This is a genomic window from Allokutzneria oryzae (assembly GCF_042429765.1).
GTDB classification, from domain to species: domain Bacteria; phylum Actinomycetota; class Actinomycetes; order Mycobacteriales; family Pseudonocardiaceae; genus Allokutzneria; species Allokutzneria oryzae.
Genome location: NZ_JBHLZU010000009.1, coordinates 152,150 through 173,291 on the forward strand (window position 1 = coordinate 152,150; position 21,142 = coordinate 173,291).

The following is a 21,142-nucleotide window of genomic DNA, read 5'->3' on the forward strand; positions in this document are numbered from 1 at the left end:
GCGCCTCGACCAGCCGCTCGTTCATCTCAACCCCGTCCCTCGGTCCAGGTGACCGGCAGTGACTCCACGCCGCGCACCAGCTGACCGGCGCGCCAGGGAACGTCCAGCGCGGGAACGGCGAGCCGCAACGCGGGGAACCGGCGCAGCAGCGCGCTGAGCGCGGAGGTCAGCTCCAGCCGGGCCAGCTGCGCGCCGATGCAGTAGTGCGTGCCGAACCCGAACGCGATGTGCGGGTTCACCTCGCGGTCGAAGTCGACCTCGTCCGGGCGCTCGAACACCGAGGCGTCACGGTTGGCCGAGGTCGGTTGCAGCACAACGGCATCGCCCTCGCGGATCAGCACCCCGCCCAGTTCGAGGTCGGCGGTCGCGATCCGGGTGAACAGCCCGGTCGCCGCGATCGGCAGGGCGCGCAGCATCTCCTCGGTCGCCGCGGGCAGGATCTCCGGCTCGTCGAGCAGGCGTTGCCACAGGTGCCGGTTGGCGAGCAGGTGGAACACGAAGTTCCCCAACGAGTTCGCGGTCGTCTCGTACCCGGCCACCAGCAGCGTGATGCCGAAGGAGATCAGCTCGTTCTCGCTGAGCCGGTCGCCCTCGTCGCGGGCCGCGATCAGGTGGCTCAGCAGGTCATCGGCCGGCTCGGCGCGGCGTCGCGCGATCAGCTCGACGAAGTAGGTCCACACCGAGGTCCTGGCCTGCTTCACCACGGTGATGTCCGTGCTGTCCATGGCGACCAGGTGCGTGACCCACGCGCGGATCCGCTCGGTGTCGGCGTACGGCACGCCCAGCAGCTCGCAGATCACCTGGGTCGGCATGGGCCAGCACAGCGCGCGTGCCAGGTCGGCGGTGCTCCCACCGGTGGCCATCTCGTCCAGCAACGCCGCCACGATGGCGTCGACCTTGGGGCGCATGCGTTCCATCTGCCGCGCGTTGAACGCCTTCGCCGCCAGCCGGCGCAGCCGGGAGTGCTCCGGCGGGTCGGCGGAGAGCACCGACATCGGCTCCTCCAGCTCCGGTCGGCTGCGCGGCACGTCCTTGCCGACAGCGGCCGCGCGGCTGAGCCGGAGGTCGCTCAGGGCCGCCTTGACGTCGTCGTAGCGGGTGACCAGCCAGGCGGTGCCGTTGCCGTAGGGCATCCGCACGCGGGTGACCGGCTCGTTGTCCCGCAGCCACGCGTAGGTGGGGTCCATCTCCAGCCGCTGGGCCGGGCTGAACGGGTACGCCTGGGTCATGACAGCTCCAAGGGGGATGTGCGCAGGGCCCGCTCGACCAGGCTGTCCACGTCCAGCAGGTCGACGTCGACCTCGGGTGCGGAGATCTCGGGTGCGGGGGTCTCGGGCGCGGGGGTCTCGGGGAACAGGTCGGCGAGCATCTTGTCGACCAGCGCCGCCGGTGTGGGGAAGTTGAAGACGGCGGTGGCCGACAGGCGCAGTCCGGTCGCGGCGTTGAGCCGGTTGCGCAGCTCCACGCCGCTGAGCGAGTCGAACCCGAGGTCGCGGAACGGGCGATCGGCCGCCACCTGCTCGGGCGAGTCGTGACCGAGCACCTTCGCCGCGTGCGTGCGCACCAGGTCGACGAGCGCGGCGGCGCGGTCGGCCGCGGGCACGGACGACAGCCAGTCCGTCGAGGTCTTCGCGACGCGACGCCGAGTCCTGGCGCGGACCAGAGAACGCCACAGGTGCGGCGGATTCTCTTGCAGTGCTTGCTGATCCACCTCCAACGGCAGCAGCAACGGTTCGTCCCGTCGCAACGCCGCGTCGAACAGGGCCAGTGCCCGTGCCGCGGGCATCGGCCGGATTCCCCGCCGGGTCAACCGATCCGCGCTTCGCTCGGTCATGGTGCTCAGGTCCGCCCACAGGCCCCACGCCAGGGACAGCGCGGGCAGCCCGTGGGATCGACGCCAAGCCGCGAAGGCGTCCAGGTACGCGTTGGCCGCGGCGTAGCTGCCCTGCCCCGCGTTGCCGAGCACGCCGGCTGCGGAGGAGAACAGCACGAACGCCGCGAGGTCGGCATCGCGGGTCAGCTCGTGCAGGTTTCGCGCACCCTCCACCTTGGGCCGCCACACGGCATCGAGCCGTTCCGGGGTGAGCGAGTCGACCAAGCCGTCATCGAGCACACCCGCCGCGTGGATCACTGCGGTCAGCGGGCGCTCGACGGCGGCGATGACCTCCGCGAGGGCGTCCCGATCAGCGACGTCACAGGCCGCGACTGTGACCGTGGCGCCCTGGGCGGTCAGTTCGTCCTCCAGCTCGGGGGTGACGCCCCGGCGGCTGACGAGCAGCAGGTGCCGCACACCGTGCTCGGCCACGAGGTGCCGCGCCACCAAGCCGCCGACCGTGCCGCCGGCACCGGTCACCAGAACCGTTCCCTCCGGGTTCCACGGTGCGGGAATGGTGAGCACGACCTTGCCGATGTGCTTGGCCTGGCTGACGAAGCGGAACGCCGCCCCGGCCCGGCGGACGTCCCAAGTGGACACTGGAAGCGGAGTCAGCACACCGCGTTCGAACAACGGCAGCAGCTCGCCGAACATCCGCTGGAGGCCGTCCATGCCCGCGTCGACGAGCAGGTCGAAGGCCCGGTAGCTGACGCCTTCCGGCGCACGCGGGTCTGTCTTGCCCAGCTCCACGAACCGCCCGCCGGGAGCCAGCATCCGCAAGGAGGCGTCGATGGCTTCGCCGGTGAGCGAGTTCAGCACCACGTCGACGCGGGGGAACTCGCGCTCGAAGTCCAGGGTGCGCGAGGACTGGACGTGCTCGGCGGCTACGGCGTGCCACTTGGCGGGGCTGGCCGTCGCGAAGATCTCCGCGCCGAGGTGGCGGGCCAGCTGCACGGCCGCCATGCCGACCCCGCCCGCCGCCGCGTGGACGAGCACCCGCTCCCCCGGCTTCACGGCCGCGATCTCGACAAGCGCGTGGTAGGCGGTGAGGAACGCGGCGGGCACCGAAGCCGCCTGCGCGAAGGACCAGCCGACCGGGATGCGCGCGATCGCGCGGTGGTCGGCGACCGCGAACGGACCACCGTAGGCACCGCCCATCATGCCCATCACGTGGTCGCCGGGCGCGAACCCGGTCACGTCGGAGCCGACCTCCACCACGACACCGGCGGCCTCACCGCCGACGCGCTGGTCGGAGCTCACCACGCCCAGGGCCACAAGGACGTCACGGAAGTTGACCCCGGTCGCGCGGACGGAGACGCGGATCTCGCTGGCCGCCAACGGTTTCAGCGCTTCCGGCGTGGGGACGAGCGGCAGTTCGTCCAAGGTGTCTCCGCCGAAGAGGTCCACGCCCCACGCGGGTTCCGGCGGCAGCTCCACACCTGCCCCGCGCACGAGCCTCGGCACCAGCACTTCGCCGCCGCGCAAGGCCACGCGCGGCTCACCGGTGGCGAGAGCCCCTGGGAGTGCCGAGGCCGAGCTGTCGTCGACGTCGGCGAGGACGAAGCGTCCGGGGTGCTCGGCCTGCGCGGACGCGACGAGCCCCCAGATCGCGGCCGCCTCGGGATCAGGCGCCGCATCGGCGACCGCGCCAGAGGTGATCACGACCAGCTCGTCCGCCGCGGACTGGATGGCGTGCAGTGCTTCGCGCACCGATCCCGGGCGGACCGTGGCGATCTCAGAACCCGGTTCTCCGGGCGTCGCCGTGACCCACTCGACGTGCAGCAGGTCGTCCGCCTGCCGGTCGAGGGACACCGGGCGGGACGCGAGCCGGTCCACGGTGGCCACTGGTGCGCCGTCCTCATCGGCCAGCAGCAGGCTGAGGTCTCCGGACTCGCCGATGGTGATGCGCACTCGGAGCGTGCTGGCGTTGACGGCGTGGATCGACACGCCCTCCCACACGAACGGCAACCGGCTCTCATCAGCATCGGCGAGGACCGCGTGGATCGCGGAGTCGAAAAGGCCGGGATGCAGCAGGTGCGGGCCGTCCTGCTCGGGCAGCGCGACCTCGGCCCACCGCACGTCGCCCTGGCGCCAGGCCGCACGCAGGCCCTGGAAAGCTGGGCCGTAACGCAGTCCCCTGTCCGCCAAGGACGAGTAGAAGCCGGTCAGGTCCATCGGCGTGGCGGCCGGGGGCCAGGCGCGCAGGTCCTCCGTCGCCGCGACCTCCTCGACGAGGGTCCCGCTCGCGTGCAAGGTCCACGTTCCCCCGTCCTGACGGGAATGGACCGTCACGGCGTTGTCCGGGTCCACGGTGCTCTGGAGTTCGACCGCGCCCTGTGCGGGGATGACCAGCGGGCTGTGCAGGGTCAGTTCGTCGACCCGGGGAACGCCCAGCTCGTCACCGGCCCGCACGACCAGTTCGACGAAGGCGACGCCCGGCAGCAGGATCTGGTCCCGCACCTCGTGATCGGCCAACCATGGCTGCGCGGCGAGGGAAAGCTCGGTGGTGAACAGCACGCCGCCGGTGGCCAGCTCCGTGCCGCGAAGCCTGTCCTGCGCGGAGTCCAGCCAGAAGCGCTCCCGCTGGAAGGCGTACGTCGGCAGCGCGACCGTCGGCGGCTGCTCACCGAAAGCTGAGCTCCAGTCCACGTCGACGCCGTGCGTGTGCGCCTCGCCGATCGAGCGCAGCACCCGGCGCAGACCGCCGTCGCCGCGCCGCAGCGTGCCGAGCACCACGGCGTCCGGGGCCAGGTCCTGAATACCGCCCGTCAGCACGGGATGGCCGCTGACCTCGATGAACGAACCGAAACCCTGGTCAACCAGCGCTCGCACCGCCGTGTCAAGGCGCACGGTCCGGCGCAGGTTCTCGTACCAGTACTCGGCGTTCAGCCCCGCACCCGGTTCGATGCGACCGGTCACCGTGGACATCAGCGGCACCGACCCGGCCCGCGGTGCGATCCCGGCGAGAGCGTCGACCAGCTCGTCACGGATGGCCTCGACCTGCGGGGAGTGCGAGGCGTAGTCGACATCGATGCGGCGCACCACGTCGGGCAGGCGTTCGACCAGCTCGTCCAAGGTGCCGTTGTCACCGGAAACCACGCAGGACGAGGGGCCGTTGACCGCGGCGATGTTGCACAGCGGGCGCGCCTGTTCCACCGGCAGCGCGACCGAGAGCATCCCACCCTTGCCCGCCAATGCGGTGGCGATCAGCTTGCTCCGCAAGCACACGACGCGCGCACCGTCCTCCAGGGACAGCGAACCCGCGACAACGGCCGCGGCGATCTCACCCTGGGAGTGGCCCACCACGGCCGCGGGCTGCACACCGAAGGAGCGCCAGACCTCGGCCAGCGAGACCATCACCGCCCACAGCACAGGCTGCACCACGTCGACCCGGTCGAACTCACCGGACGCGATGACCTCCAGCAGCGACCAGTCCACGAAAGACCGCAGCGCCTCGTCGCACTCGGTCATCCGTGCCGCGAACACCTCCGACGAGTCCAGCAGCTCGCGGCCCATGCCGAGCCACTGCGTGCCTTGCCCGGGAAAGACGAAGGCCACCTGACCGCGCTGCGCGGCGACACCGAAGTCCGCGTCCGAGGCGAGGCCGCGCAGCCCGTCCGTCAGCTCGGCGATGTCCGCTCCGACCACCACGGCGCGGTGGGACAGGGAGGACCGGGTGGTCGCGAGGGCGGCACCGACAGCAACGGGGTCGGCGGGCACGCGGCCCGACGCCAGCGCGTCCAGCAGGCTCTTCGCCTGGGCGCGCAGCCCGCGCTCCCCCTTGCCGGACACCAGCCACGGCACGCCCTTGGTCTCCCGAGGCGGAGTGCTCGCCCCGGGCGGCCCCTCTTCGAGGATCACGTGGGCGTTGGTGCCCGAGACGCCGAAGGAGGACACCGCCGCGCGGCGCGGCCGCCCCTCGACCCCCCACGGCTGGGCTTCGGTGAGCAGCCGGACCGCACCGGCCGACCAGTCCACATGCGGCGTGGGCTCGTCCACGTGCAAGGTCCGGGGCAGCACGGCGTGCCGCATCGCCATGATCATCTTGATCACGCCCGCGACCCCTGCTGCGGCCTGGGTGTGCCCGATGTTGGACTTCAGCGATCCCAGCCACACGGGCTCGGCGCGGTCCCGGCCGTAGGTGGCCAGCAGGGCCTGCGCCTCGATGGGGTCGCCCAGTGTCGTTCCGGTGCCGTGCGCCTCCACGACGTCGACGTCCTCTGTGGACAGTCGGGCGACCGCGAGCGCCTGCCGGATCACCCGCTGTTGCGACTGGCCGTTGGGCGCGGTCAGGCCGTTGGAGGTGCCGTCCGAGTTCACCGCGCTCCCCCGCACCACCGCGAGCACCCGGTGACCGTTGCGCTCGGCGTCGGCCAGGCGCTCCACCACGAGCATCGCCACGCCCTCGGCGAAACCGGTGCCGTCCGCGGCGGCCGCGAACGCCTTGCACCGGCCGTCCGCCGCCAAGCCCTGCTGCCGCGTGAACTCGGCGAACAACGCCGGGGTGGCCATCACCGAGACACCGCCGGCGAGCGCCAAGGCGCACTCCCCGCGCTGGAGCGCCGAGACCGCGGAGTGCAGCGCGACGAGCGAAGAGGAGCACGCGGTGTCGATGGTCAGCGAAGGGCCTTCGAGCCCCAGCGCGTAGGAGATCCGTCCGGAGATCACGCTCGGCGCGTTGCCGACGATCAGTTCCTCCGCGTGCCCGGCGAGCGAGTCGTACGCCTGGTAAGAGGCACCGACGAACACTCCCGTGCGGCTGCCGCGCAGTCCCGCGGGGCCGATGCCCGCGGACTCCAGTGCCTCCCAGGCGTTCTCCAGCACCAGCCGCTGTTGCGGGTCCATGGTCCGGGCCTCGCGCGGGGAGATCCCGAAGAAGTCGGCGTCGAACTCCGCCGCGCCGGCGAGGAAACCGCCGCGCCCCGTCGCGGTCCAGCCGCGTTCGGCTGGGAACGGGCCGATGGCGTCGCGGCCTTCGGCGACCAGGTCCCACAGCCCGTCTGCGTCCGTGACCCCGCCGGGGAAGCGGCAGGCCATGCCCACGATCGCCACCGCGTCAGCGGACTCCAGCTCGCGCACGCGGGTCCTGGCCTTGTGCAGGTCCGCGGTCACCAGCTTCAGGTACTCGCGGAGCTTGTTCTCGTCGGCCATGGCCTTACCTGCCCATTTCCTGGTGGATGAACTCGAACAGTTCCTCGTCACTGGCCGCGTCCAGCCGCGCTAGCAGGTCGTCCTCCGGTTCACCCGCGTCCCCGTACAGCTCGGACAGCAGGTGCGCCGCGAGCGCGGACGGCGTCGGGTACTCGAACACCAGGGTCACCGGCAACGTCAGCCCCGTGGCCGCGCCGAGCCGGTTGCGCAGCTCCACCGCCAACAGGGAGTCGAAGCCCATGTCGGCAAAGGAGAACTCGGGATCGACGTCCGCGGCGGACGCGTGCTTGAGCACCGCCGCCACATCGCCGCGGACCTGGGCGAGCATCAGCCCGTTGCGGTCACCCGCCGCGGCCAGGCGCTGGAGGAGGTCGCTGGCGGGCGCCGCCTCGGAGGCACCGAGGACTTCGCCGAGCAGCGCCCTGGTGCCCACGGCCCCGGGCCCGGCGAGGAACCGGTCCCAGTCGATGTCGAACACCGCGATCGTGGTGTCGTCCCGGTTCAGCGCGTGCCCCAACGCCTTGAGCGCCGTCTCCGGGCTGAACGGGACCAGGCCGAGCCGGTCCAGCCGCTCCTCACCGACCACGTGCGTCGCCATGCCGTCACCGGCCCACGGCCCCCACGCGATCGACAGCGCGTGCTCACCGCGCGCCCGCCGCTGCTCGGCGATCGCGTCCAGCATCGCGTTGGCGGCGGCGTAGTTGCCGAGCCCGATGCCGCCGACCGTGCCGGACACCGACGAGAACAGCACGAACGCGTCCAGATCCGCATCCCGCGTCAGCCGGTCGAGCACTTGCGCGCCACGTACCTTGGCGTGGAACGCGGTGTCGAACCGTTGCGGGGTGAGCGAGTCCAGCACGCCGTCGTCCAGCGCCGCCGCGAGGTGGAAGATCGAGGTCGGCGGGTGGGCGGCCAGCACATCGGCCATCGCCACCTCGTCGGCGACGTCGCAGCCGACGACGGTGATCTTGTCGCTGTCCGCGCGCAACCGCGTGGCCTCCGGGGTGTCCGGGCCGCTCCGGTTGATCACCACGACCCGGTCCGCGCTCTCGGCCGCCCAGCGCGCCACGTGCGCGCCGAGCCCGCCCGTTCCGCCCGTGACCAGCACGGTTCCGCTGGGCGTGAAGGACCGCGTCGGCGCTGTGGGTGCGGCGCGCACCAGACGCCGCCCGAAGGCACCGTCCGGCCGCAGAGCCACCTGGTTCTCCTCGGTCCCGGCGAGCAGCCCGCGCAGTGCCTGCGGGTCCGGCGTCTCCGGCAGTTCGATCAGGCCACCCCACCGGTCCGGGGACTCCATCGCGATCACCCGGCCCAGGCCCCACACCCCGGCGTGCTCCACGCCGGCCCTGGTGCCGCACCACAAGCGCGCGGACCGGACCTCCTGAGCCACCATGGCCGTCTGCACTGGTCCGTCCACAAGGGACAGGACACCGTCATGTGGCGGCGCGGTGGCCAGGCGGGCGGCGAACTCGTCGCGGTCGACCGGAGCGTCGAGCACGACGGTGTCCTCGCCGAGCGCCCTTGCGACGGTCCGCACCCACTCGTCGTCGCTGTCACCGACCACGAGCCAGCGCCCGAGGTCTCGCGGCGCGGGCGCCTCCAGCGGGGCCCAGTCGACGCGGTACCGCCAGTCATCCACTGTGGACTCACCGGCGTCCACCCAGAAGCGCTGGCGTTGGAAGGGGTAGGTCGGCAGATCGACGATCCCGGCTCCGGCGAACACCGGCTCCCACTCCACCTCGACTCCGTGCACGTGCGCCGTCGCCAGCGCGCGGTGGAAGCCGGTGAGCCCGCCGTCGTCGCGCCGGAGCGTTCCGGTCGCGGTCACCGGGATGCCCTCGGCCGTCTCCTCGACCCCGAACGTCAGCACTGGATGCGGGCTGACCTCGACGAACACGCTGTGGTCGGCATCGAGCAACAGTTGGGTCGCGGTGGAGAACCGCACGGTGCGCAGCAGGTTCGTGTACCAGTACTCCGCGTCCAGCTCGGCGGTGTCGATCCAGTCGCCGGTCACGGTCGAGACGAACCGGATGGTGCCCGAACGCGGCTGGATCGGCGCGAGATCGGCCAGCAGCCGCTCGCGCAGGACCTCCACGTGGTCGGAGTGCGAGGCGTAGTCCACGTCGATCCGACGCCCGCGCACCCCGGTGGCCAGCAGCTCGTCCAGGGCGTCGACGTCACCGGAGACCACGCACGAGGCGGGACCGTTCACCGCCGCGACCGCCACGCGCTCGGTGGGCACCAGCTCCGGCGGCAGCGACACCGCAGCCATACCGCCCTTACCCGCCAGCACCTCGGCGATCGCCTTGCTGCGCAAGCACACCACGCGCGCCGCATCCTCCAACGACAGCGCGCCCGCCACATGAGCGGCGGCGATCTCGCCCTGCGAGTGACCCACCACCGCGGTCGGGACGACACCGTGTTCGCGCCACAGCTCGGCCAGCGACACCATCACCGCGAACAACACCGGCTGCACCACGTCGACCCGGTCGAACTCACCGGACTCCACCACATCCAGCAACTCCCAGTCCACAAAGGACTCAAAAGCCGCCGCGCACTCCCGCATCTTCTCCGCGAACACTGGCGCCGACATGAGCTCCCGGGCCATACCGGACCACTGCGATCCCTGACCGGGGAAGACGAACACCGCCTCGCGGGACTCGGTGGCCACGCCGCGAACGTCGTCTTCGCCAAAGACCACCGCGCGGTGCTCGAACGTCGCCCGTGTGCTGATCAGCGACCGGCCCACATCCCACGGGTTCGCTTCCACCTCTCGCAGCGAGGCGATCTGCGCACGCAGAGCCTCAGGACTGCGCGCGGACACCACCCATGGCGCCACACCTTCCTTCGCGGACGTCCTCGGCGGTGCTGGCGGCGCCGCCTCCAGGACCACGTGCACGTTGGTGCCGGAGACACCGAAAGAGGACACGCCCGCGCGACGAGGGCGACCGGTCTCGGGCCATTCGACCGGCTCGGTCAGCAACGACACCGCGCCCGCCGACCAGTCCACAAAGGACGACGGCTCGGCGGCGTGCAGGGTCGGCGGCAGAACACCGTTCCGCAGCGCCATGACCATCTTGATCACACCACCGACACCGGCCGCGGCCGCCGCGTGCCCGATGTTCGACTTCAGCGAGCCCAGGTACACCGGGTGCGACCGGTCCTGGCCGTAGGTGGCCAGGACCGCCTGCGCCTCGATCGGGTCGCCCAGGGTCGTGCCGGTGCCGTGGGCCTCGACCACGTCCACGTCGGATGGGCGCAGGCCCGCGTTGGCGAGGGCTTGGCGGATCACCCGCTGCTGCGCTGGACCGCTCGGCGCGGCGAGCCCGTTCGAAGCGCCGTCCTGGTTGCTGGCCGTTCCCTTCAGCACGGCCAGAACCTGGTGGCCGTTGCGCTGGGCATCGGAAAGCCGCTCCAGCACCACGAGTCCGACGCCCTCGGCCCACCCCGTGCCGTCCGCGCTGTCGGAGAACGCCTTGCACCGGCCGTCCGGAGCCAGGCCGTTCTGCTTCGCGAACTCCTCGTAGGCGAAGGCGGTGGACATCACGGCCACGCCACCGGCCAGGGCCAGCGAGCACTCGCCGGATCGCACGGAGCTGGCCGCGAGGTGCAGCGCCACCAGCGAGGACGAGCACGCGGTGTCCACGGTGATCGCCGGGCCTTCCAGCCCGAGCGTGTAGGCGACGCGCCCCGACAGCACGCTCGCCGTCCGGCCCGTGAGCACGAAGCCGCCGAGGTCGGCGTTCTTCCCGCTCGCGGACAACAGGTAGTCCTGCTGCGAGGCACCGACGAACACGCCGGTCGGAGTGCGCTTGAGCGACCGGGGGTTGATGCGGGCGCGCTCCAGGGCCTGCCACGCGGTCTCCAGGACGAGCCGCTGCTGGGGGTCCATCGCCAGGGCTTCACGCGGTGAGATCCCGAAGAACGCGGCGTCGAACTCGCCCGCGTCGTACAGGAAACCGCCTTCGGAGGTGGGGCAGGTCTCGCGCAACGCGTCCAGGTCCCAGCCGCGGTCGGCCGGGAACCCCGACACCGCGTCCACCCCGCCGAGCACCAGTTCCCACAGTTGCTCGGGCGAGTCGGCGCCGCCCGGGTACCGGCAGGCCATGCCGACGATCACCACGGGGTCGTCCTCGGCCACCGCGGCCCGGACCGCCGTGTCCGGTGCGGCACCGGACAGGTAGTCCGCGAGGTCGGCCGAGGTCGGGTGGTCGAAGGCCACGGTGGCGGGCAGGTTCAGCCCGGTCGCGGTGCTCAACGCCTTGCGCAGCCGCACTGCCGTGACGGAGTCCATGCCGAGGTCCACGAACGGCGTCTCGGGGGCGACCGCCGCACCGGAGGGGTACCCGAGCACGGCGGCGACGTGGTTGCGCACGAGATCCCGCATCGAGCCGGCCGGGAGCCCGGCGTGAGTCTCCGTCTCCTGTTTCGCCCAGAAACGCCTGCGCTGGAAGGGATAGGTCGGCAGTTCCACCAGGCGCGCCGCGGGGTAGCACGGCGTCCAGTCGACCGCCACTCCGGCGACGTGCGCCTCGGCCAGGGCGATCTGGAACTGGTCGACCCCGCCCTGCTCCCGGCGCAACGTGCCGAGGGTGGTGATACTGCGGCCGAGCGCGTCGGCGGTCTGCTCGACGCCGAACAACGACACGGGGTGCGGGCTGACTTCCACGAAGACGCTGTGCCCGTCTGCGAGCAGCTCCCGGATCGCGGCCTCGAAGTGCACTGGCTGCCGCAGGTTCGTGTACCAGTACTCGGCGTCCAACTCGTCCGCGCCGACCCACTCGCCAGTGACGGTCGAGCGCATCGCGATGCCGGGCTCGGCGGCGCGCACGGGTGCGAGCGCATCGAGCAACCGGTCTCGCAGGACTTCGACGTGCTCGGAGTGGGAGGCGTAGTCGACCTCGATCCTGCGCGCCTGTTCGGTGTTCGCGACCAGGTCCTCGATCGCGGCGCGGTCGCCGCTGACCACCGTGGCGAACGGCCCGTTGACGGCGGCGATCTGCACGCCGGGCCAGCGGACCTGCTCAGCGGGAAGCGCGACAGCGGCCATACCGCCCTTGCCCGCCAGCATCTCGGCGATCGCCTTGCTGCGCAAGCACACCACGCGCGCCGCGTCCTCCAACGACAGCGCGCCCGCCACATGAGCTGCGGCGATCTCGCCCTGCGAATGACCCACCACGGCCGCGGGTTCGACACCGTAGGACCGCCACAGTTCGACCAGCGACACCATCACCGCGAACAACACCGGCTGCACCACGTCGACCCGGTCGAACTCACCGGACTCCACCACATCCAGCAACTTCCAGTCCACAAAGGACTCGAAAGCCGTCGCGCACTCCCGCATTTTGTCGGCGAACACTGGCGCGGACATGAGCTCCCGGGCCATACCGGGCCATTGCGAGCCCTGACCAGGGAAGACGAACACGGGCTTCACCGCGGCCGAGGCGGTCCCCACCACGGCTTTGGGTGAGGGTTCGCCAGCGGCCAGGGCTCGCAGGCCGTCCGAACCGAACACCACAGCGCGCTGGGCGAAAGCCGTTCTGGTCGTGGCGAGCGAGAGACCGATATCGGCGGAGTCGCCGGTGACGGACGCCAGCCGCGCGGCCTGTGCGCGCAACGCGGAGGCCGTCTGAGCTGAAAGCACCCACGGGACCACTCGGTCCGACACCGGAGAAGCCGGGAGCGAAGGCACGGACTCCAGGATCACGTGCGCGTTGGTGCCGGAGATGCCGAAGGAGGAGACACCCGCGCGGCGCGGCCGGTCCAGCTCCGGCCAGGGAGTGGGCCCAGTGACCAGGCGCACCGCGCCGAGGCTCCAGTCCACGTGCGAGGACGGTTCGGTGACGTGCAGCGTCGGCGGCAGCACGCCGTGCCGCATGGCCATGATCATCTTGATCACGCCGCCGACCCCGGCCGCCGCCTGGGTGTGCCCGATGTTGGACTTCAGCGACCCGAGGGAGAGCGGCTGCTCCCGGTCCTGGCCGTAGGTGGCGAGGATCGCGTGCGCCTCGATCGGGTCACCCAGCGTCGTGCCGGTGCCGTGCGCTTCCACAGCATCCACATCGGACGGTCGAAGGCCCGCGTTGGCCAAGGCCGCGCCGATCACCCTCTGCTGGGCGGCGCCGTTGGGCGCGGTCAGCCCGTTGGACTCGCCGTCGGAGTTCACCGCCGTGCCGCGCACCACCGCCAGCACGCGGTGACCGTTGCGCTGAGCGTCGGAAAGCCGTTCCAGCACGAGCAGGCCGATGCCTTCGGAGAAACCGGTGCCGTCGGCGCTGTCGGAGAACGCCTTGCACCGGCCGTCCGGTGCCAAGCCGCCCATCCGGGTCATCTCCACGAAGGTCGCCGGGGTGGACATCACCGTCACTCCCCCGGCCAGCGCCAACGAGCACTCCTGCGCACGCAGCGACTGAGTGGCCAGGTGCAGGGCAACCAACGAGGAGGAGCACGCGGTGTCCACGGTGAGCGTGGGGCCTTCGAAACCCAGCTCGTAGGCGATGCGCCCGGACATCACGCTGGAGGAGTTCCCCGTGCCCGACAACGCGTTCGGGTCCTCTTCCAGGACCGACAGGTAGTCCTGGTGCATGCCGCCCAGGAACACACCGGTGCCGCTGCCGCGCAACATGCTGGGGTCCAGGCCCGCGTGCTCCAACGCCTCCCACGAGACCTCCAAGGCCAGGCGCTGCTGCGGGTCCATGGCCAGTGCCTCGTTCGGCGAGATGCCGAAGAACTCGGCGTCGAACCGGTCCGCGTCGTGGAGGAACCCGCCCCGGCCGGTGGCGGCCCACCCGCGCTCGGCCGGGAACGGCCCGATCGCGTCGCGTCCCTGGGCGACCAGCTCCCACAACCCGTCCGCGTCGGCAACGCCACCGGGGAAGCGGCAGGCGATGCCGACCACGGCGACCGGCTCGCTGCCCCGCGCGCGGGCCTGCCGGAGCTCGGCGGTGACTTCCTTGAGCAGGCGCCGAAGCCTGTCCTCGTTGCTCGTCATGAGATTCCGAACTCCTTGCTGAGCAGGTCGAACATCTCCTCGTCGGTCGCGGTGCCGATGTCGGCGGTCGCGGTGGCCGGACGGTCCAGCAGCGCGGTGAGCCTGCGCCGCACCTCGGCGAGGGTGTCCGCGTCGCCGTCGAAGCCCGCCACGGCCGCCTCCAGCCGGGCCAGCTCGGTCAGCACCACGGGCTCGGCGGGTGCCGGGGTCAGCAGCGCGGCGACGTGCCGGGCGAGGGCGCTCGGCGTGGGGTGGTCGAAGATCACCGTGGGCGCGAGCCGGAGCTTGGTCAGGGCGTTGAGCCTGTTGCGCAGGTCGACCGCTGTCAGCGAGTCGAAGCCGAGGTCCTTGAACGGCTCGTCGGCAGCGAGGTGTTCGGCGCTGTGGTGGCCGAGCACGGCCGCGGTCTCCCGGCTCACCACCGACAGCACGGCCGCGAGCCGGTCCTCTTCGCCGAGCGTGGCGAGGCGCGGCAGCAGGTCCTGCACGGCTTCGCGTCGGGCGGACGGCGCCAGGGCCCGCAGCACGTGCGGCACGTCGCGCTGACCGCGCAGGGCCGCGAGGTCGACGCGCAGCGCGGCGACGTTGGGCTCATCCACGGTCAGCACCGCGTCGAGCAGGGCCAGCCCCTGTTCAGCCGACAGCGCCGGCAGCCCGGTGGCCGCGATCCGGTCCAGGTCACGGCGGGTCAGCGCGTGCGCCATGCCCGCGTCGATGGCCCACAGACCCCACGCGATGGACGTGGCGGGTAGTCCCCGCGCCCGGCGGTGCCGCGCGAGCGCGTCCAGGAAGGTGTTGGCCGCCGCGTAGTTCGCCTGGCCCGGGTTGCCGACGATGCCGGAGCCCGAGGAGAACAGCACGAACGCGGTCAGGTCCATGTGCGCGGTCAGCTCGTGCAGGTGCCAGGCCGCGTCCACCTTGGGGCGCAACACCTTCGACAGCCGCTCCGGTGTGAGTGAGTCGATCGTGCCATCGTCCACCACGCCTGCCGCGTGGAAGACCGCTGTCAGTTCGCGCCCGCGCAGCAGGCGTTCCACGGCGGCCCGGTCACCGACCTCGCAGGCGGCCAGCTCCACCCGCGCGCCGAGCGCGGTCAGGTCCTCCGCCAGGTCCTGGCCGCCACCGCTCCTGCTGACCAGGAGCAGGTCGCGCACACCGTGCCGGGCGACCAGGTGGTGCGCGACCAGCCGGCCGACACCGCCGGTGGCACCGGTGACCAGCACGCGCGATGCCGGGCCGAGTCCGCGCGGGATGGTCAGCACGACCTTGCCGATGTGCTTGGCCTGGCTGATGAAACCGAACGCCTCCTGGGCGCGGCGGACGTCCCAGGTGGTGACGGGCAACGGCTTCAGCGCGCCGGACTCGAACAGCTCCAGCAGCTCGGCGAGGCGGTCCCGCACCTCGTCCTCGTCCAGCTCGCCGAGGTCGAACGCCCGGTACTCGACATCGGGCACAGCCGAGCGGATGTCGGTCTTGCCCATCTCCATGAACCGGCCGCCGCTGGACAGCAGACGCAGTGAGGCGTCCACGAACTCGCCGGTCAAGGAGTTCAGCACCACATCGACGACCGGGAACTTCTTCTCGAAGTCCAGGGTCCGGGACGAGGCGATCCGATCCTCCAGGATTCCCAACGACTTCAGCACGTGCTGCTTGGGTTCGCTCGCCGTCGCATAGACCTCCGCGCCCCAGTGCTGGGCGAGCTGGATCGCCGCCATGCCGACGCCACCGGTGCCCGCGTGCACCAACAGTGACTCACCGGGCTGGAGGCGTGCCAGGTCGCGCAAGCCGTAGAGGGCGGTCAGGAAGACCAGCGGCACCGTCGCCGCCTCGGTGAACGACCACTCTTCCGGCATCCGCGCCAACAATCGGTGATCCGTGACGGCGACCGGCCCGAACGAGCCGTCGCACATGCCGAAGACCCGGTCTCCTGGCCGCAGTCCGGTGACCCCGGCTCCGACCTCCAGCACGACACCGGCGGCCTCGGAGCCCATCGGTGTCGCCTCGCGCCGGTTCATGCCGAGCGCGTCGAACACGTCGCGGAAGTTCACTCCCGCGGCACGGACCTCAAGCCTGACCTGCCCTGGCGCCAACGGTTCCGCGGCGGCGGGCCAGTCGATCAGCGCGAGGTTGGCCAGGCTGCCGGGCTGGGTCGTCTCCAGCCGCCACGGCCCCTCGCTCGGCGCGCGAAGTCCCTGCACCGGCACGAGCCTGGCCGCCAGCAACGCTCCCCCGCGCAGTGCCACCTGGGGTTCGTCGCAGGCCAGCACCCGGTCCAGGGTCGCTTGGTCCGGCAAGCCGGGCTCGTCGGTGTCCAGCAGCACGAAGCGGTCCGGTAGCTCCGACTGCGCGGTGCGCACCAGCCCGTGCACCGCCGCCGCGACCGGGTCGACGTCCTGGCCCCTGGTCACCAGGACCAGCGGTTTGTCCGACTGCACGAGTTCGAGCACGCGTGCGGTGACCGCGTGGGCGTTGGCCACCACATCGCCGTCGGGCACCTCGATCTCCACGGCCTCCACCTCGGCCGGGGCCACTGGGCGCACGGGTTCGACCGGCATCCAGGTCAGGCGGAACAACGGTTCCTCAGCGGCTGCGGCGGGCAACAGGGTCAGCGACTCCACGCACAGCACAGGCAGGCCGACACTGTCCACAACGGACAGTGAAACTGAGTTCTCTCCCGTGCGACGCAACCGAGCGCGAACCACGCTCGCGCCCCGCGCATGCAGCGAAACACCCTTCCAGGAGAACGGGAGTCCCTTCGGCACGCCGGTGAGGTCAGCCGCGTGCTGCACCGCGTCCAGCAGCGCCGGGTGCACGCCGAAGTCTCCGGCTTCGCCCTGGGGCAGCGCGACCTCGGCGTACACGTCGTCGCCGTCCCGCACCAGTGAACGCAGCCCTCGGAAGGTCGGTCCATAGTGGAATCCCGCCTGCCAGAGCTGTTCGTAGAAGCCTTCCACGCCAGCGGTTCCGGGCCACGTTCCGAACCCTTCGGGCTCAGCCTGGCCCGTGGACACGGTGCCGGTGGCGTGCCGGGTCCAGGTGCCGTTCGCGTTGGCGAACAGGCTCAACGGGCGGGTTCCGTCCTCTTCGGCACCGAGCACGACCTGGACGCGGACCTCTCCGCTTTCCGGCAGCACCAGCGGCGCCTCCAGCACCAGGTCCTCGACCCGTCCGCCGGTGTGCAGCGCCATCTCCAGGAACGCGGTACCGGGCAGAACGACCTTGCCCTGGATGACGTGGTCGGCCAGCCACGGCTGAGCACGCAGCGACAACGTGCCGGTGAACAGGTGCCCGCCGGCCTCGGGCAGCTCAACCGCCGCGGACAGCAGCGGATGGCCGGTCGCGTCGAACCCGGGCGCGGTGATCGCGGCCGGACGCGGCCAGAACCGTTCTCCCTGGAACGGATACGTCGGCAGATCGGCGAGCACCGCATCGGCGAACACCGGCGCCCAGTCCACGTCGACCCCGTGCACGTGCGCGGTGGCCAAGGAGCGCAGGAACCGCTCCAGTCCGCCGTCACCACGGCGCAGCGTGCCGCACGACGTGATCTCCTCGATGCCCGACAGCAGCAACGGATGCGGGCTGATCTCCAGGAACACGGTGTGGCCCGCGTCCCTGAGCGCCCGAACGGCCGGTTCGAAGCGCACCGGCTGGCGCAGGTTGTCGTACCAGTACTGGGAATCAAGCCCTGTCGTGTCGAAGAACTCGCCGGTCACCGTGGAGCAGAACGGGACGTCGCCGGGCTTGGCGGCGATCGCGGACAGGTCCTCGATCAGTCGCTCACGCACCGGCTCGACCTGTGAGCTGTGCGAGGCGTAGTCCATGGGAATGCGCTTGGCGCCGGGGAACTGCGCCAGTACCGTGTTCAGCGTCGCTTCATCACCGGCGACGACTGTCGAGTGTGAACCGTTGTAGGCGGCGATCTCGCCGACGGTGATCTCTTCGGGTGCTGCGGGGACCGCCACCACGCCACTCGCGCCGGACAGCATGTCCGCGATCAGCTTGCTGCGCCTGACAACCGCGCGTGCCGCGTCCTCCGAGGACAGCGCACCGGCGACACAGGCGGCGGCGTACTCCCCCAAGGAATGCCCGACCACCGCGGCGGGCTCGACGCCGTGCGCCCTCCACAGTGCGGCCAACGACACCATCACCGCCAACAGCACCGGTTGCACCACATCCGCGCGGCGCAGTGCCTCCTCGTCGTCCAGCATCTGCCGCAGAGACCATCCGGCTTCGGCGCGCAGGATGTCCTCCCACTCGGCCATGGCGTCGGCGAAGATCTGCGAGTCCTCGATCAGCGCGGTGGCCATGCCCGCCCAGTGGGAACCCTGACCTGGGAAGACGAACACCGGCTTCACCGAGCCGGTCGCGCGTCCCTGAACCAGCTCGGAACGCAGTCCGCTCCGGTCCGAGGCCACCACGGCGGCGCGGTGTTCGAACCGGGTCCGACCGGCCAACGTGAAGCCCGCGTCCGCCAAGGAGATCTCCGGATGCGCCTCCAGGTGGTCGACCAGCTGGTCCGCCTGCTCCCGCAGTGCCTCTTCTGTACGAGCGCTCAGCACCAGGGCGACGGGCCCCTCGACGGCCGTGCCGACCTCGTCGTCCGCAGACTCCAGGATCACGTGGGCGTTCGTGCCGGAGACCCCGAAGGAGGACACGCCCGCGCGACGCGGACGGTCCGATCGTGGCCACGGAGCGGGCTCGGTCAACAGGGTGACCGAGCCCGTGGACCAGTCCACTGCGGACGTGGGGGTCTCCGCGTGCAGGGTGCGGGGCAGCTCGCCGTGCCGCATCGCCTGCACCATTTTGATCACTCCGCCCACTCCGGCCGCGGCCTGGGCGTGGCCGATGTTGGACTTCAGCGAGCCCAGCAGCAACGGCTGCTCGCGATCCTGCCCGTAGGTGGCCAGCAGCGCCTGTGCCTCGATGGGGTCACCGAGCTTCGTGCCGGTACCGTGCGCTTCCACCGCGTCGATGTCCGATGTGGACAGTCCGGCGTCACCGAGGGCTTGCCAGATCACGTGTTGCTGGGCCGGCCCGCTGGGCGCGGTGAGACCGTTGGAGGCGCCGTCGGAGTTGGTCGCGGTGCCCCGGACGACGGCGAGCACCCGGTGCCCGTTGCGCCTGGCGTCGGACAGGCGCTCCAGCACGAGGATGCCGACACCTTCCGACCACGTGGTGCCGTCGGCGTCGTCGGAGAAGGACTTGCAGCGGCCATCCGGCGCGAGCCCGCCCTGTTCGTCGAAGTCCTCGAACTCCTCGGGGGTGGTCATCACCGCCACACCGCCGGTGATCGCCAACGAGCACTCCCGGGTGCGCAGCGAGCGAACCGCGTTGTGCAGTGCGACCAGCGACGCCGAGCACGCCGTGTCCACGGTGACCGCGGGCCCTTGCAGGCCGAGGACGTAGGCCAGTCGCCCGGACATCACGCTCGCCGCCGTGCCGACGCCGAAGTACCCAGCCACGTCGTCGGCCGCCGCGCGCAGCACCGCGCTGTAGTCCTGCGCGCAGGTGCCGATGAAGGTGCCGGTGTCGCTGCCGCGCAACGATTCCGGGGTGATACCCGTGTGCTCCAGGGCTTCCCAGGCGGTCTCCAGCAGCAGTCGCTGCTGCGGGTCCATGGCCAGCGCCTCACGCGGCGAGATCCCGAAGAACGCGGCGTCGAAGCGGTCGATGTCGCGGAGGAAGCCACCGCGCGGCCGCGTGTCCCAGCCACGTTCGGCCGGGGCCTCGGTGATCGCGTCGACGCCGTCGCTGACCAGCCGCCACAACTGCTCCGGCGTTCGGACGTCGCCGGGGTAGCGGCAGGCCATGCCGATGATCGCGACCGGTTCGCGAACGCGGGCCAGTTCGTCGCGGGTGCGCCGGAGGTCAGCGGTGACCCGGTTCAGGTAGTCGCGCAGCTTCGCCTCGCTCACCGGAGGCCCCCCTCGATGCGGTCCCAGGTGACGGGCAGCCGCGCCGGGCCGCCCATCGGCGTCTGGTACTTGAACTCGATCTCCTCGAACGGCACGGCCAGCCGCAGCGTCGGCACGCGCCTGGTCAGCGCGCCCAGCGCGGCCACCATCTCCAGCCGGGCCAGCTGCTGGGCGACGCACTGGTGCGGGCCGTGACCGAATCCGATGTGAGGGTTGCGCCCACGCCGGATGTCCAGGCGGTCCGGGTCGGTGAAGTGGCGCGGGTCGAAGTTGGCGGCGTGCGCAGCGGCGATCACGTACTCGCCCGCCGCGATGGGCACCCCGGCCAGCTCGGTGTCCACGGCCGCCACCCGCAGGGTGCCGCTGCCGTTGGACGTGTAGCGCAGCAGCTCCTCCACCGCGCCCGGTACCAGGCCGGGGTCCTCACCGAGAGCGGCGTAGTCCTCGGGGTGGTCCAGCAGCAGCACGACCGCGTAGCTGATCGCGGTGGCCATGGTGTCCAGCCCGGCGAGCACCAGGCCGACGATCATGTTGACCAGCTCCGTGTCGTTGAGCGCCCCGCCGCGCTCGATCAGCACGCTGACCACGTCGTCTCCCGGCGCGGCGCGGCGGGCCTGGACCACCTCCGTGACGTAGCCGACGACCTCGGCCATCACGGCGATGAGCGACGCGCGGTCGACCTCGCTGTCGAAGAGCGTCTGCGCGGCCTTCTGGAACAGCTCAGCGGGCACGGCGAGCAGGTCGGCCAGCACCGCCGTGGTGACCGCGTGGGAGAACTCGACGTGCAGGTCCACCGGCGGGCCACTCGTGGCGAGGGCGTCCAGGCGCTCGTGCACGACGCGCTCGACCCCGGCGCGGAACTGCTCGATCCGCTTCGGGGTGGAGATCGCCGGGGCCAGCAGCCGCCGGAACCGCAGGTGGTCGGCGCCGTCCATGCGGTGGAAGGCGCCCTCTGTCAGCGGGGCGTCCGGCGGCTGGTTCGCCAGCACGTGGCCGAACTGCCCGGAGGCACTGCTGAAGCGGGCCGGATCGCCGAGCACTTCGCGCACGTCGTCGTACCCGGTCACCAGCCATGCCGCGATCCCCGTCGGGCACAGGACCTTCTCCACCGGGGCGAGGTCGGCGATCTCGGGCGCCGGGCGGTAGGGGCAGCCCGGTGTGCGCAGTGGCAGCGGGCGGGCACTCGTGTTCGCAGACACCAGCCGTGCTCCT

The 21,142-nt window shown here is 71.6% G+C and carries 3 protein-coding genes and 2 pseudogenes; all 5 read right to left on the reverse strand.

Features of this window, described 5'->3' with window-relative positions; genetic code table 11:
- Positions 1-26 precede the first annotated feature (26 nt).
- The 5 genes and pseudogenes from ACFFQA_RS10550 to ACFFQA_RS10570 all read right to left on the reverse strand — a co-directional run bounded on the left by ACFFQA_RS10550 (position 27) and on the right by ACFFQA_RS10570 (position 21,129).
- Complete coding sequence (locus ACFFQA_RS10550) at positions 27-1,229, reverse strand: cytochrome P450 (protein ID WP_377851577.1); 1,203 nt, start codon at positions 1,227-1,229, stop codon at positions 27-29.
- The gene (locus tag ACFFQA_RS10555) at positions 1,226-7,024 is read right to left on the reverse strand and encodes an SDR family NAD(P)-dependent oxidoreductase (protein ID WP_377851578.1); all 5,799 of its coding nucleotides are present in this window, start codon (positions 7,022-7,024) and stop codon (positions 1,226-1,228) included. The genes ACFFQA_RS10550 and ACFFQA_RS10555 overlap by 4 nt, the downstream gene beginning before the upstream one ends.
- Positions 7,025-7,028: 4 nt before the next feature.
- Positions 7,029-13,952 (reverse strand): annotated as a pseudogene (locus ACFFQA_RS10560) (type I polyketide synthase); the annotation flags it as partial.
- Between the two features lie 59 nt (positions 13,953-14,011).
- Positions 14,012-19,915 (reverse strand): annotated as a pseudogene (locus ACFFQA_RS10565) (SDR family NAD(P)-dependent oxidoreductase); the annotation flags it as partial.
- A gap of 11 nt (positions 19,916-19,926) precedes the next feature.
- A complete protein-coding gene (locus ACFFQA_RS10570; protein WP_377851580.1) occupies positions 19,927-21,129 on the reverse strand; it encodes a cytochrome P450 in 1,203 nt (400 codons plus the stop codon).
- Positions 21,130-21,142: the final 13 nt, after the last annotated feature.

Excerpts from the sequence above, each read along its gene's own strand:
- ACFFQA_RS10550 (WP_377851577.1), bottom strand. The coding sequence starts at position 1,229 with ATGACCCAGGCGTACCCGTTCAGCCCGGCCCAGCGGCTGGAGATGGAC.
- ACFFQA_RS10555 (WP_377851578.1), bottom strand. The coding sequence starts at position 7,024 with ATGGCCGACGAGAACAAGCTCCGCGAGTACCTGAAGCTGGTGACCGCG.